14 protein-coding genes and 1 tRNA gene are annotated in these 13935 nt (G+C 67.9%); 13 read left to right on the top strand and 2 right to left on the bottom strand.

Features of this window, described 5'->3' with window-relative positions; translation table 11 throughout:
- Window positions 1-11: 11 nt before the first annotated feature.
- The 8 genes from tolR (at window position 12) to LIG30_RS07835 (ending at window position 6095) form a co-directional block, all read left to right on the top strand.
- Entirely contained in the window at window positions 12-461 is a 450-nt protein-coding gene (tolR, locus tag LIG30_RS07870; RefSeq protein ID WP_038711063.1) for a protein TolR, read from the top strand.
- Window positions 458-1549 carry a cell envelope integrity protein TolA gene (gene tolA, locus LIG30_RS07865; RefSeq protein ID WP_038711062.1) on the top strand — a complete coding sequence of 364 codons (1092 nt, stop codon included), beginning with the start codon at window positions 458-460 and terminating at the stop codon, window positions 1547-1549. Before tolR ends, tolA begins: the two co-directional genes overlap by 4 nt.
- Window positions 1550-1659: 110 nt before the next feature.
- Window positions 1660-2955, top strand: coding sequence for a Tol-Pal system beta propeller repeat protein TolB (tolB, locus tag LIG30_RS07860; protein ID WP_038711060.1), 1296 nt, complete (start codon window positions 1660-1662; stop codon window positions 2953-2955).
- 17 nt (window positions 2956-2972) lie between these two features.
- A complete protein-coding gene (gene pal, locus LIG30_RS07855) occupies window positions 2973-3482 on the top strand; it encodes a peptidoglycan-associated lipoprotein Pal (RefSeq protein WP_038711059.1) in 510 nt (169 codons plus the stop codon).
- A 25-nt stretch (window positions 3483-3507) separates the two neighbouring features.
- Window positions 3508-4257 carry a tol-pal system protein YbgF gene (ybgF, locus tag LIG30_RS07850; protein ID WP_038711058.1) on the top strand — a complete coding sequence of 250 codons (750 nt, stop codon included), beginning with the start codon at window positions 3508-3510 and terminating at the stop codon, window positions 4255-4257.
- Window positions 4258-4427: 170 nt separating this feature from the next.
- Window positions 4428-4504, top strand: a tRNA-Lys gene (locus LIG30_RS07845).
- 237 nt (window positions 4505-4741) lie between these two features.
- Complete coding sequence (locus LIG30_RS07840) at window positions 4742-5719, top strand: glycosyltransferase family 2 protein (RefSeq protein ID WP_038711056.1); 978 nt, start codon at window positions 4742-4744, stop codon at window positions 5717-5719.
- Window positions 5706-6095, top strand: coding sequence for a GtrA family protein (locus LIG30_RS07835; protein ID WP_038711054.1), 390 nt, complete (start codon window positions 5706-5708; stop codon window positions 6093-6095). Before LIG30_RS07840 ends, LIG30_RS07835 begins: the two co-directional genes overlap by 14 nt.
- A 156-nt stretch (window positions 6096-6251) precedes the next feature.
- Here the strand turns inward: LIG30_RS07835 and LIG30_RS07830 are convergent, their stop codons facing one another.
- A complete protein-coding gene (locus LIG30_RS07830; RefSeq protein ID WP_038711053.1) occupies window positions 6252-7292 on the bottom strand; it encodes a methyl-accepting chemotaxis protein in 1041 nt (346 codons plus the stop codon).
- Between the two features lie 381 nt (window positions 7293-7673).
- On the opposite strand from LIG30_RS07830, the gene LIG30_RS07825 reads away from it, so the two are divergent.
- The 3 genes from LIG30_RS07825 to LIG30_RS07815 all read left to right on the top strand — a co-directional run bounded on the left by LIG30_RS07825 (window position 7674) and on the right by LIG30_RS07815 (window position 9948).
- The gene (locus tag LIG30_RS07825) at window positions 7674-8003 is read left to right on the top strand and encodes a carboxymuconolactone decarboxylase family protein (RefSeq protein WP_038711051.1); all 330 of its coding nucleotides are present in this window, start codon (window positions 7674-7676) and stop codon (window positions 8001-8003) included.
- A gap of 169 nt (window positions 8004-8172) precedes the next feature.
- Window positions 8173-9012, top strand: a complete 840-nt coding sequence (locus LIG30_RS07820; RefSeq protein WP_038711049.1) for a class II glutamine amidotransferase — start codon at window positions 8173-8175, stop codon at window positions 9010-9012.
- A gap of 123 nt (window positions 9013-9135) precedes the next feature.
- The gene (locus tag LIG30_RS07815; RefSeq protein ID WP_038711048.1) at window positions 9136-9948 is read left to right on the top strand and encodes a mechanosensitive ion channel family protein; all 813 of its coding nucleotides are present in this window, start codon (window positions 9136-9138) and stop codon (window positions 9946-9948) included.
- A gap of 81 nt (window positions 9949-10029) precedes the next feature.
- On the opposite strand, the gene LIG30_RS07810 is transcribed toward LIG30_RS07815, so the two are convergent.
- Window positions 10030-10716 (bottom strand): VTT domain-containing protein, encoded by a 687-nt coding sequence (locus LIG30_RS07810; protein WP_038711046.1) that lies wholly within the window; start codon window positions 10714-10716, stop codon window positions 10030-10032.
- Between the two features lie 157 nt (window positions 10717-10873).
- On the opposite strand from LIG30_RS07810, the gene mutL reads away from it, so the two are divergent.
- Window positions 10874-12874, top strand: coding sequence for a DNA mismatch repair endonuclease MutL (mutL, locus tag LIG30_RS07805; protein ID WP_038711044.1), 2001 nt, complete (start codon window positions 10874-10876; stop codon window positions 12872-12874).
- The gene (gene miaA, locus LIG30_RS07800; protein WP_038711043.1) at window positions 12871-13842 is read left to right on the top strand and encodes a tRNA (adenosine(37)-N6)-dimethylallyltransferase MiaA; all 972 of its coding nucleotides are present in this window, start codon (window positions 12871-12873) and stop codon (window positions 13840-13842) included. Before mutL ends, miaA begins: the two co-directional genes overlap by 4 nt.
- Window positions 13843-13935: the final 93 nt, after the last annotated feature.

Below are 13935 nucleotides of genomic sequence, written 5' to 3'. Positions count from 1 at the left end.
AGGAGCGCGCAATGGCCGGCACTCCCATTCGATCCAGCATGCGCGGCGGCCGCTCGCGCCGCGCGATGGCCGACATCAACGTCGTGCCCTACATCGACGTGATGCTCGTGCTGCTCGTGATCTTCATGGTCACGGCGCCGCTCGTCGCCCCGTCGATCATCAATCTTCCGACGGTCGGCAACGCCGCGCCGCAAGAGCAGGCGCCGCCCGTCGTCATCAACATCAAGGCCGACGGCACGATGAGCGTCAAATACAAGAGCGACGCGGGCGCGACCCAGGAAGACACGATGACCAAGGCCGAGCTCGACGGCTTCATCGCGTCCCGGCAGGCCGATCACCCTGACCAGCCGGTCGTGATCGCAGCCGACAAGACGGTGCAGTACGATGCGGTCATGACCGTGATGTCCGATCTGAAGGCGCGCGGCGTCAAGCGCGTCGGTCTCCTCGTCAAATCGCAATGAAACCGAAACGGCACGCCGCCACGCGCACCGCCCCGCTGCAGCCGCCGCGCGAGCGCGGGACGTGGCGCGCGTTCGCGCTCGCAGCGCTGATGCACGTGCTGCTCGCGCTGTTTCTCTATCACGGCGTGCACTGGCAAAACAGCACGCCGGCCGGCGCCGAGGCCGAGCTGTGGACGGCTGCGCCCGAGGTCGCCGCGCCGCCTCAGCCCGTCGTGACGCCGCCGCCGATCAAGGTCGCGCCGCCCCCTCCCCCGGTCCGGAACGAGGAAGCGGATATCGCGCTGCAACAGAAGAAGCGCCAGCAGAAAGCCGCCGCACGCGAGGCACAACTCGAAGCCGAGCGCCGCGCGCAGCAGCTGAAGGCCGAGCGGGAAGCGGAAGCCCGGCGCGCGCAGCTTGCCGCGCAGGCGGCGGCGCAAAAGGCCGCCGAACGGGCCGCCGAGCGCGAAAAGCAGAAGCAGGCGGACAAGCTCCGCCAGAAGCAGCTCGCCGAACAGCAGAAACTCGAACAGCAGAAGCTCGAACAGCAGAAGCTCGAGCAGCAGAAACAGGCGCAGCTCGACGCGCAGCAGGCCGCCCGCGCCAAGGCCGAAGCTGCGGCCAGGACGAAGGCCGAGGCCAGGGCAAAGGCCGACGCGGCCGCCAAGGCGGCGAAGGCCGAGGCGGCGGCGAAGGCCCGGGCCGACGCCGCGTCGCAGGCGAAGCTCGACCAGGAACGGCGCACGCGTCTCGCGCAGTTGCAGGGCATGGCCGGTGGCGGTGAAGGCGGCGGCGAAGGCCTCGCGAAGAGCGGCACCGGCACGGGCTCCGGCGGCAACGCCGCATCGCCGGGCTACGCCGACAAGGTGCGCCGCCGGGTCAAGCCGAACATTGTCTGGGGCGGCGAGCGCGCGGGCCTCGTGACCAAGCTCGCGATCCGCTGCACGCCATCGGGTGACGTGATGAAGGTGACGGTCGCCCGCCCGAGCGGAAATCCGGGCTGGGATCAGGCGGTGGTCAATGCGGTCGAGGCATCGGTTCCGCTGCCGCCCGATTCTAACGGTCGCACCCCTTCCGACATTACGATTACCTTTAAGGCCGAGGAATAGGCGCAAATGCGCTTACACTCCTCGGCGTCACGGCGCGACGGGAACGAATCGGGTATTGTCGTGTCTCTGCGGTTGCGCAACGTTACACAGTCATACGGGAAGCGAGAAGCATGAGTTTGATGACGAAGCTAGGTTTCAGGGCACTCGTGGCCTCGTGTCTGATTGCGGCGGGCGGCGCCGCGCACGCGCAGGTGGATGTGCTGATCACCGGCGTCGGGTCGACCCAGTTCCCGATCGCCACCGCCAATTTCGCGAACGAGGCGAGCCTGCCGCAGCAGGTCACGTCGATCGTCCGCGCCGACCTCGCCCGCAGCGGCAAATTCACCAATATCGACGCCGGCAGCACGCCGGTGCCCGAAACCGCGTCGGTCGACCTCGGCGCGTGGAAGGCCAAGGGCGCGAACGCCTTCGTCGCCGGCAGCGTGAACCGCGAGGGCAACGGCCAGTACAAGGTCAACTTCATCCTGTACGACACCGTCAAGCAGCAGAGCCTCGGCGGCCTGACGCTGACCGCGAACGACGGCACGCTGCGCACCGCCGGCCACAAGATCGCCGACTACATCTACCAGAAGCTGCTCGGCACGCGCGGCGTGTTCGCGACGCGCCTGTCGTACGTGATCAAGACCGGCAACCGCTACCAGCTGCAGGTTTCCGACTCGGACGGCCAGAACGCGCGCATCGCGCTGTCGAGCACCGAGCCGATCATCTCGCCGGCGTGGTCGCCGAGCGGCACGAAGGTCGCGTACGTGTCGTTCGAGCGCAAGAAGCCGATCGTCTATATCCACGATCTGCCGACGGGCCGCCGCTACATCGTCTCCGACCAGAAGGGCAACAACAGCGCGCCGGCATGGTCGCCCGACAGCCAGACGCTCGCGGTCGCGCTGTCGCTGACGGGCAACACGCAGATTTTCTCGGTCAACGCGAACGGCGGCGGCCTGCACCGGCTGACGCAAAGCAGCACGATCGACACCGAGCCGTTCTACTCACCCGACGGACGCTGGATCTACTTCACGAGCGACCGCGGCGGCGCGCCGCAGATCTACCGGATGCCCGCGCAAGGCGAGAGCGCCGGCACGGCGCAGCGCGTGACGTTCACCGGCAGCTACAACACGAGCCCGCGCGTAAGCCCGGACGGCAAGCTGCTCGCGTACATCTCCCGCACCGGCGGGGGATTCAAGCTGTACGTCCAGGACCTGCAGACCGGCGCGGCGAACGCGATCACGAACACGAACCGCGACGAATCGCCGAGCTTCGCTGCAAACGGCCAGTACGTTCTGTACGCTACGCAGGCGAACGGACGCAACGTCCTGGCTGCCGTTCCGTCGGACGGCAGCGCGCCGCCGCAGATTCTGTCCGTCCAGGGCGGCTCCGTCCGTGAGCCGTCGTGGGGACCGTTCATGCAATGACCACAAGGAGAGTTACCATGATGTCGAAGAAAGTCCGCCTGGCCCTGGCCGTGATGATGGTCGGCGCGCTGGCCGCATGTAAGTCGGGCGTGAAACTCGACGAGAAGGCCAACGCGGGCGCGATCAGCACGCAGCCGAGCGCCGACAACGTTGCGCAAGTGAATGTCGACCCGCTGAACGACCCGAACAGCCCGCTCGCGAAGCGCAGCGTGTACTTCGATTTCGACAGCTACTCGGTGAAGGATGACTACCAGCCGCTGCTGCAGCAACACGCGCAGTACCTGAAGAGCCATCCGCAACGCCACGTGCTGATCCAGGGCAACACCGACGAACGCGGCACGAGCGAATACAACCTGGCACTCGGCCAGAAGCGTGCGGAAGCGGTCCGCCGCGCGATGTCGCTGCTCGGCGTCGGCGATTCGCAGATGGAAAGCGTGAGCCTCGGCAAGGAAAAGCCGGTGGCGACGGGTCACGACGAGGCATCGTGGGCGCAGAACCGCCGCGGCGACCTCGTGTACCAACAGTAAAGCAACGTAACGGAAGAGCCGCTGTATGACGCACCGTGTTTCCTGGCTGCGCGTGGCCGCAGCCCTCTGCATGGCGGGCGTGGCGCTGTCGGCCGTGCCCGCGCACGCGGGCATGTTCGACGACAACGAAGCCCGTCGCGCCGTGCTCGACCTGCGCAGCAAGTCCGACAACCTGTCGGGCCAGCTCGCGGCGGCGCAGCGCACGATTCTCGATCAATCCGCCCGCCTCGATCAGCTGAACCAGCAGGTCGCGACGCTGCGCGGCGAGAACGAGGATCTGACGAACCGGCTCACGACGCTCGAACGCCAGCAGAAGGAGTACTACTCCGATCTCGACACGCGGCTCAAGAAGTTCGAGCCGCAGCAGAAGACGGTCGACGGCGTGGAAGGCACCGTGCAGCCGGGCGAGACGGATGCGTTCAATACAGCGCAGCAGCAATTCCGTGACGGCAACTTCAAGGCGGCTGCCGCGTCGTTCCGCAGCTTCATCGGGAAGTACCCGCAGAGTCCTTACCAGCCGAGCGCGCAATACTGGCTCGGCAACGCGCAGTACGCGCTGCGCGATTACAAGGGCTCCACGGCGACCTGGCAGGGCCTGGCGAAGAGCTACCCGCAGCATCCGCGCGCGGGCGACGCGATGGTCGCGATCGGCACGAACCAGCTCGAGCAAGGCCAGAAGGCGGCGGCGAAGAGAACCTTCGAACAGGTCGTTTCGCAGTTCGCCGGATCGAGCGCGGCGCAGGCGGCGCAGGGCAAGCTGGAAACGATCAAGTAAATATTTGCGGCGGCTTGTTGACAGGTTCGTAACCCGCTTATATAATTTTGCCTCTTCGGGTCGTCAGCTCAGTTGTAGAGCAGCGGACTTTTAAAAAAGTTCACTGGGATACACACAGGCTACAGTTTGAAGCCGTCGTTTCCCGGTTCTCGAGCAGTTTTTGAGGACGTGGGGTGGTAACTCAGTTGGTTAGAGTATCTGACTTTTAATCAGAGAGTCGAGGGTTCGAGTCCCTCCCACCCTACCATCTATCTTTTGATAGTTGCCATTAAAGCCTCCCAAGCGGAGGCTTTTTTGCGTCCGGCCGCCGAAATCCGATGCGATCCGACAGGCATCGAGATGCGCGGGCCATCCGGGTCCCGTTCCTCGCCGCGCAGCAGCAGGGCGCGCACGTTCGCGCCGGCCGCGCGATGCTACGATACGCCGTTCGCCAATTCACGGATCGCGGAACCTTCCGCATCCCGCCTTAGGCCAGAAAACTGAAATGAAGCCTGACGCCCCGAAAAGAGTCGACGTCATATCGCTCGTCGTGCCGTTTTACAACGAAGAGGAAGTGATCGACCGATTCTTCACCGAGATCCGCTCGACCCTCGCAACCATCCCCGGTTGCGACTTCGAGATCGTGTGCGTCAACGACGGCAGCCAGGACCTCACGCTCGACAAGTTGCTGAAGCACTCGACCGACGACGCGCGGGTCAGGGTCGTCGACCTGTCGAGAAACTTCGGCAAGGAAGCCGCGCTGACCGCGGGCCTCGATTACGCGACGGGCGACGCCGTCGTTCCGTTCGACGCGGATCTGCAGGACCCGCCGGAAACGATCGCGAAGCTCGTCGAGAAATGGCGCGAGGGTTTCGACGTCGTGATCGCGAAGCGCGCCGAAAGAACCTCCGACAGTTATGCGAAGCGCAGCACCGCGTCGCTGTTCTACCGCTTTCACAACGCGATCGCGGACGTCCGGATTCCCGACAACGCAGGCGACTTCCGGCTGATGTCCCGCGCCACCGTCGATGCGCTCAAGCAGCTGCCCGAGAATCGCCGTTTCATGAAAGGGCTGTTCTCGTGGGTCGGCGGACGCACGGCGGTCGTCGAATACACCCGGCAGCCGCGCGCGGCCGGCAAAACCAAGTTCTCCGGATGGAAACTGTGGAATTTCGCGATCGAGGGCATCACGAGCTTCAGCACGTGGCCGCTGCGCGTGTGGACCTACATCGGCGGCGCTACCGCGTTTTTCGCGTTCCTGTATGGCTCGTTCCTGGTCGCCAAGACGATCATCCACGGCCGGGACGTTCCCGGCTATGCGTCGATCCTGACGGCGATCCTGTTTCTCGGCGGCATGCAGCTCGTCGGCATCGGCGTGGTCGGCGAATACATCGGCCGGATCTATCTGGAGTCCAAGCGCCGGCCGGTCTATATCGTCCGAAGCGTCTACGAGCACAAGCGCGGCCCACATGAAGCTGCGTAGATTCGCGCTGTACGCCGCAGTCGGCGCATCCGGCACCGCGGTTCAATACGCGGTGCTGCTGTGCCTCGTCCGGCTGGGGGGCGTCGGCACGGTGAGCGCGTCGACGGCCGGCGCCATTGCCGGGGCGCTCGTCAATTACGTGCTGAATTACCGGTTCACGTTCAACAGCGACGGCCGCCATGCGAGCGTCGCGCCCAAGTTCTTCACGGTCGCGATCATGGGCGTCGCGGCCAACTGGCTGGCGATGACGTTCATGGTCGACGCAGTGCAGCTCAACTACCTGTTGGCCCAGGTGGCGTCGAGCGCGATCGTGCTGCTCGTCACGTACACGGTCAATTCCGCGTGGTCGTTCAACGTCAGAATGAACAAATCCTGACAAGCGCCGATCGGGTCGGGCGGCGGGCATTCCCGGCCGGGGCACGCCCGCCCGCCGCGCACATCGCGCCGGCGGCGTCGCACTCGCCGTCGACTGACGGCGCTATCTCGCGCCGGGCGCGGCAGCGCGCGCCGCGACACGCGCCGGCCGCGGCGGTCAGCCCTTCGCCGGCCGCTGGCAGATCACGCCGTACCAGCCGAGCCCCTGGTAGGTTTCATAGCCCGGCGTCGCCGCGAACGACACCGTCGTGCCGTCGCTCGCGCGATAGAACCCCGCGGACTTGCCGTCGGTGTGCAGGCGAAACTGCTCCTGCAGCACGCCCTTGCCGTCCGAACTCGCGATCACGCGGAACGACGAATCGACGATCATGCAGCGCGTGCGCGCCCACTCCGCTTCGCTCAGGCGCACGCCCCTGACGACCGTTTCGGCCTGCGGCGCCCAGTCGAAAAAGATCACCAGCGCACCGAGCACGCGGCCGTTCGCGCGGCCGCCCTCGCGGATCGCCGTCGAATAGGTCGCGACGTGCTCGTGCTTGAGCCACGGCAGCATCTCGATGTCCGACGCCACGTACTCCGCGCCGGAAGCGGTCTTCATCGCGGCCTTGAACCAGCTCGCGTCGCCGACCTGCCGGCCCTGCACCGGATAGGTCGCCTCGCGTCCGCTCGCGACGACGACACCGTCGGCGTTCACGACCCACAGATCCTTGTACACGGTGTAGCTGTCGAGAATCACCGACAGCCGGCCGGACGCGTGCGCGCTCGCCTCCGGGGACTCGCTCGCGACGCAGTCGACCACTGCGGAATCGGTCGCCCACCAGCGCACGTCGCACGAGCGCTCGTACAGGTTGCGGTCGATGATGTCGATCATGTTCAGCGCGAGGTCGCAGCAGCGCTGCCCTTCGTGCGCGCGCATCCGGTCGATCATGCTGTCGCCGAGCTCGGTGAGGCGCGCGAGCGAACCGGCGAGCTCCTTGTTGAGCACGTGCGTGATGTCGGCGATGCGCTTCGACACGTGCTTCACCTGATTGGCGACGACCGCGAAGCCCTTGCCGGCGTCGCCCGCGCGGGCCGCCTCGATCAGCGCGTTCAACGCGAGAAAGGTCGTCTCGCGATTGATGTCGTTGATGTCGCCGATCTTGCCGGTGGCCAGTTTCTTTACTTCATGGGTCAAGTCGACGATGGCTTGCGGATTGGACATGCGGTAAGTCTCCTACTTTGAAAGATGAATCAGGCATTCATCAGAAGTGTGAGCAAACATCGGGCCGGTTTCACAAAGTGGAAAATGCGGGGCATTCCGGCACCAACACGCCGGTTTGCGCGGGCCGCGCACACCAAGCCGGTGCACCGCGCACCGCCGCTGCGCGCGGCTGCGCCACCGGCGCGCAGGCCCGGGCCGCCTGCCGCGCGCGCCGCCAGCGGCCGCGCAACAGCCGTCGACCCGGCGCATCCAGCAGACGCTCGCGCCGAACACCGGCATCCTCGCGCATCGAAACCCTCGGCAAGAACGCGCAGAATAGCCGTGCATCTCCCCGAGATCGCGGCATTGGCCCGATCTCCCAACCTTCAGAAAGGATCTGCCATGCTGAACTGGGACGAATACCGGAAGGAACTGATGACGCGCGTGGGCGAGCTGGGCAAGCGCTCGCCGGACACGCTGGCCGGCTATCAGACGCTGTCCGCCGCCGGCAAGAAGACCGGCCACCTCGACGCCAAGACGCGCGAGCTGATCGCGCTCGCCGTGGCCGTGACGACGCGCTGCGATGGCTGCATCGCGGTGCACACGGCCGAAGCCGTCCGGCATGGCGCGACGAAGGACGAAGTGGCGGAGGCGCTCGGCGTGGCGATCGCGCTGAATGCGGGCGCGGCGCTCGTGTATTCCGCGCGCGTGATGGACGCATTGGGCGACTGACCCGCGGCACGCCCGCGATCGCGCCCCGGCCTCCGGCCCGTCTGACGGGCCGGAGTGCAGTCGTCCCGCGCCCGGGGTCCGACGCCCGGCGCCCGGCGCACGCGTATGGCGCCCGCGGCGCGCCAGGTCGGCTACCATGCCCGTACGATTCATCGCGAAGGAGCGCCTCATGTGCCGCTGGCTCGCCTATACCGGCAACCCCATCCAGCTCGAGACCGTCCTGTTCCGCGCGAAGCATTCGCTGATCGACCAGAGTCTGCATTCGCGCATGGGCGCCACCACGACCAACGGCGACGGCTTCGGCATCGGCTGGTACGGCCGCCCCGACGAAATCCCGTTTCGCTACCGCTCGGTGCACCCGGCGTGGAACGACCCCAATCTGCGCGAGGCCGCGAGTGCGATCCGCTCGCCGCTGTTCGTCGCGCACATCCGCGCATCGACCGAGACGCCGGTGCAGGAAACCAACTGCCACCCGTTTCGCCACGGGCGCTGGCTGTTCGCGCACAACGGCCTGATCCGCGACTACCACAAGCTGCGCCGCGACCTGACGATGGCGATCGATCCGGCGCTGTTCGCAACACTCGAGGGTTCCACGGATTCGGAGCTGATGTTCCGCGTCGCGCTGACGTTCGGTCTCGAGCATGCGCCGCTGCCCGCACTCGAGCGCATGGCCGGCCTCGTCGAGGATCTTGCCGCGCGGCACGGCGTCGACGCGCCGCTCAACATGACCGTGTGCGTCACGGACGGCGAGCAGATCGTCGCGGTGCGCTATTCGAGCGAACGGCGATCGCGCTCGCTCTACCACAGCACGTCGTTCCGTCACCTGCACGAACTGTATCCGCACGATCCGCGCATCGCCGAAGTCGGCGACGACGCGTTCATGGTGGTGTCGGAGCCGCTCGTCGACCTGCCCGGCGAGTGGGAGGAGATCCCCGAAAGCACCGCGATCGTCGTGCGCGGCGCGGACGTCGCGCAGTACGCGTTCTCGCCGCTGCGGCACGCGAAGTAGCCCGCCGCCGCGTGCGGCGCGTCCGGAACCGCCGCACAGCCGGTTGCCTCAGCACCGCAGGTCGGTTATAAAAGTCGGATCAATCGCGGCCACCGGCCTTCTTCACGTCGCCCCGGAGAACCCATGCTGAACCTCGCCACCGCCCAGCAATTCCTGATGACCCGCGGCCTCGACTTCGGCCTGAACCTGCTCGCCGCGATCGCGCTGTGGGTCCTCGGCCGCTGGGCGATCCGCGTGGCCACACGGCTCCTCGGCAAGATCGTGCAGCGCACCGGCAAGGTCGACTCGACGCTCGCCAACTACCTGACCTCGGTCGTCAGCGTGCTGCTGACGATCCTGCTGATCCTCGCGATCCTGCAACTGTTCGGCGTGCAGACCACGTCGTTCGCGGCCCTGCTCGCCGGCCTCGGCCTGGCGGTCGGCACCGCCTGGGGCGGACTGCTCGCGCATTTCGCGGCCGGCGTGTTCATGCAGGTGCTGCGGCCGTTCAAGGTCGGCGACTTCATCAACGCGGGCGGCGTGACCGGCACGGTGCAGGAGCTCGGCCTGTTCGGCACGACGATCGTCACGCCGGACAACGTCGTCACGCTCGTCGGCAACAACAAGATCTTCTCCGACAACATCTCGAACTACAGCGCGACCCCGTACCGCCGGATCGACCTGACCGCGAAGATCGCGAACGGCGTCGACGCGGCCGACGCGATCGAGCGCCTGCGGGACGCGGTGCAGGCGATCCCGAACGTGATGACGAATCCGGCGCCGGACGTCGGCGTGCTGTCGTTCACGCCGGAAGGGCCGCTGCTGTTCGTGCGCCCGTTCACGCAGCCGGCGAACTACTGGCAGGTGTACTGCGACGCGAACCGCGTGATCCTCGACACGTTCCGCGCCGCGCAATACCCGACGCCCGAGACGCCGGTCGCGCACCGCAGCGCCTGAACGCCCGCCACGCCGGCGGCAGGCGCAAAAAAAGCGTGGCACCCGGCCACGCTTGTTCGCTTCGGCGGCGCGCCGCGCCGATCAGCGCCCGCCCGTCTTCTGCGCGTCGCCCGAGTGGCGCTTGCCGCGCGCGAGCTTCCACAGCGCGCCGAGCGCGACCGGCACCACGGCCGCGCCGATCCCCACCAGCACGATCACGTTCAGATACTTGCGGATGAACGGAATGTTGCCGAAGAAGTAACCGGCCAGCACGAGCAGCAGCACCCAGATCAGCGCGCCGACCACGTTGAAGAACTGGAAGCGTGCCGCGCGCATCGACGACGCGCCCGCGACGAACGGCGCGAAGGTCCGCACGACCGGGATGAAGCGCGCGAGCACGATCGTCTTGCCGCCGTGCCTGTCGTAGAAGTTATGGGTCTTCTGCAGCGCGGCGCGATCGAGGAAACGTTCGAGGACCGGGATGTGCGTATTGAAGACCTTCGGACCGATCGCGCGCCCGATCAGGTAGTTCACCGTGTTGCCGCCGACCGCCGCGACGAGCAGCAGCGCGATCAGTGCGGGCAGCGCCATTTCCCCGCTCGCCGCGAACGCGCCGCCGATGAACAGCAGCGAATCGCCCGGCAGGAACGGAAACACGACGAGCCCGGTTTCGCAGAACACGATCAGGAACAGCACCAGATAGACCCACGCGCCGTACTGGCGAATGAAGGTGCCCAGGAATGCGTCGATGTGAAGGACGAGATTGACGAAATGCAGCAGCGTGTCCAAATGATTTCCTTGTTCGCGAGAGAGGCCGGAAGCGCCGCCGGGCCGGGCGGTGCACGGCGTCATGATACCGAAAGTCCCTTAAGGCTCCGTGAAATGGAGGCCGGATCGCGTCGCGCGACGCGCGCGGGCGATCCGCCCGCCTCGCTATAATTCCGCCATGTCCGAATTCACTGAAACGGCCGAGGGCGCCGCGTCCGCTCCCGCCCCGCGCCCGCTGCGCGCCATCCAGCCGCTGCCCGACCAGTTGATCAGCCAGATCGCCGCCGGCGAAGTCGTCGAACGCCCGGCGTCGGTCGTCAAGGAGCTGCTGGAAAACGCGCTCGACGCCGGCGCGCGCACGCTGCGCGTCGTGCTGGACGAAGGCGGTGTCAAGCGCATCGCGATCACCGACGACGGCTGCGGCATCCCGCCCGGCGAGCTGCCGCTCGCGCTGATGCGCCACGCGACGAGCAAGATCCGCTCGCTCGAGGAACTGGAAGCGGTCGCGACGCTCGGGTTCCGCGGCGAGGCGCTCGCGTCGATCGCGTCGGTCGCCGAGATGTTCATCACGAGCCGCACGGCCGACGCGGCGCACGCAACGCGCATCGACGCGCAGACGGGCGTGCTCGCCCCCGCCGCCGGCGCGACCGGCACGACGATCGAGGTGCGCGAGCTGTATTTCAATACGCCGGCGCGCCGCAAGTTCCTGAAGAGCGAGCAGACCGAGTTCGGCCATTGCCTGGAGATGGTCCGCCGCGCGGCGCTCGCGCGGCCGGACGTCGCGATCTCGGTGCTGCACAACGGCCGTGCTGTCGAGCACTGGAACGCGACCGAGCCGGTGCAGCGCGTCACGAAGATCCTCGGCGACGCGTTCTCGACCGCGCACCTGCCGCTCGACGAGCGCGCCGGGCCGCTCGCCGTCTACGGCTGCGCCGGCCTGCCGACCGCCAGCCGGGGCCGCGCCGACCAGCAGTATTTCTTCGTCAACGGGCGCTTCGTGCGCGACAAGCTGCTCACGCACGCGGTGCGCGCCGCGTACGAGGACGTGCTGCACGGCGACCGCTACCCGTCGTACGTGCTGTTCCTCGACCTGCCGCCCGAGGCGGTCGACGTGAACGTCCATCCGTCGAAGATCGAGGTGCGCTTCCGCGACTCGCGCTCGATCCACCAGTTCGTGTTCCATGCGGTGCAGCGCGCGCTGGCCCGCCACGCGGGCGCGTCGCCCGGCACCACGGCCGGCGGGCACGCGGCGGCCATCGCGCCCGTGCCGGGCCCGGCGTCGTTCCAAGGCACGCCGCTCGGCCAGGCCGCGAGCGGCGCGGCGTCCATGCCGGCCCCGGCGCCGGGCAGCACCTGGCTGCGCCAGGCACGGATGACGCAAGGCACGCTGCCCGTCGCGCAGCCGCTCGCGCTCTATGACGCGCTGTTCGGCCGCAAGGACAGCGGCGCGGGCGCGCCGGCCGGCACGACGTCGGTCTCGCCTGGCTCGCACGAAGCGCGCGACGCCGCGGACGCGCCGGCCTTCGCGAGCGATGCGCCGCCGCCGGCTTTCGCCGCCCGGCCGGGCGCGCTCGACGTGCACGGCGCGCACGACGAGCAGCCGCTCGGCTTCGCGCTTGGCCAGATCCACGGCATCTACGTGCTCGCGCAGAACGCGCAGGGCCTCGTGATCGTCGACATGCACGCCGCGCACGAACGCATCCTGTACGAGCAGTTCAAGCGCGCGCTCGCCGACCACACGATCGCGGTGCAGGCGCTCCTGCTACCGGTGTCGATGACCGCGACGCCGGTCGAGATCGGCACCGTCGAGGAGGAGCGCGAGACGCTCGAATCGCTCGGCTTCGATCTCGCGGTGCTGTCGCCGACCTCGCTCGCGATCCGCGCGGTGCCCGCGCTGCTGAAGGATGCCGACCTGCAGGCGCTCGCACGCGCGGTGCTCGCCGACCTGCACGCGTTCAGCGGCTCGCGGGTACTGACCGAGCGCCAGCACGAGCTGCTCGGCACGCTTGCCTGCCATCACGCAGTGCGCGCGAACCGGCGCCTGACGCTCGACGAGATGAACGCGCTGCTGCGCCAGATGGAAGCGACCGAGCGCGCGGACCAGTGCAATCACGGCCGGCCGACGTGGTACCAGTTGACCCTCGGCGATCTCGACCGCCTGTTCATGCGCGGGCAATGAGCGTGTCCGACAATCTGCGCCCCACCCCGATCCCGTGCCTGCTCGGCCCCACCGCGTCGGGCAAGACCGCCGCCGCGCTGTCGCTGGCCGAACGCCGGCCGATCGAGATCGTCAGCGTCGATTCGGCGCTCGTGTACCGCGACATGGACATCGGCACCGCGAAGCCGACCCGCGACGAGCGCGCGCGCGTGCCACACCACCTGATCGACATCATCGACCCGGCCGATTCGTATTCGGCCGCCGAATTCCGGGCGGACGCGTTGCGCCTGATCGGCGAGATCGCCGCGCGCGGCCGCACGCCGCTCCTCGCGGGCGGCACGATGCTGTACTACAAGGCGCTGACGCAGGGCCTGAACGACCTCCCGGCCGCCGACCCGGCGGTGCGCGCCGAACTCGACGCCGACGCCGCACGCGAGGGCTGGCCGGCACTCCACGCGCGGCTCGCGCAGGTCGATCCGGCGACGGCCGCGCGGCTCGCACCGAACGACGCGCAACGCATCCAGCGCGCGCTCGAAATCTTCATGCTGAGCGGCCAGCCGATGTCGGCGCTGCTCGCGGCGCCGCCTCGCGCCGACGACGCCGCGGCCCGCTACCGCTTCGTGCCGGTCGCACTCGAGCCGTCCGACCGCGCGGTGCTGCACGAACGGATCGCGCAGCGTTTCGACGCGATGCTGGAAGCGGGCTTCATCGACGAAGTCGAGCGGCTGCGCCGTCGCGAGGATCTGCACCTCGGCCTGCCGTCGATGCGCTGCGTCGGCTACCGGCAGGCGTGGGAGTATCTCGACGGCCTGACCGACTACCGGACGATGCGCGACAAGGGCGTGTTCGCGACGCGCCAGCTGTGCAAGCGGCAACTGACGTGGCTGCGGGCAATGCCGGAGCGGATCGTCGTCGACTGCGTGGCGGCGGATTCGACCCCGCGCGCGGTGGCCGCTCTGGAGCGCGTGCTCGACGCGCCCGCTGGCTGAGTCCCGCGCGCGGCCCTTCAATACCAATCGATGGTCAGCCTGATGCGGTGCGTCGGGCGCCTCGGTGATCCGCAACTGTCCGCGGGCTTCGGG

This window comes from Burkholderia sp. lig30, assembly GCF_000687455.2.
Classification (GTDB): domain Bacteria; phylum Pseudomonadota; class Gammaproteobacteria; order Burkholderiales; family Burkholderiaceae; genus Burkholderia.
This window is presented reverse-complemented; position numbering and strand designations above follow the sequence as displayed.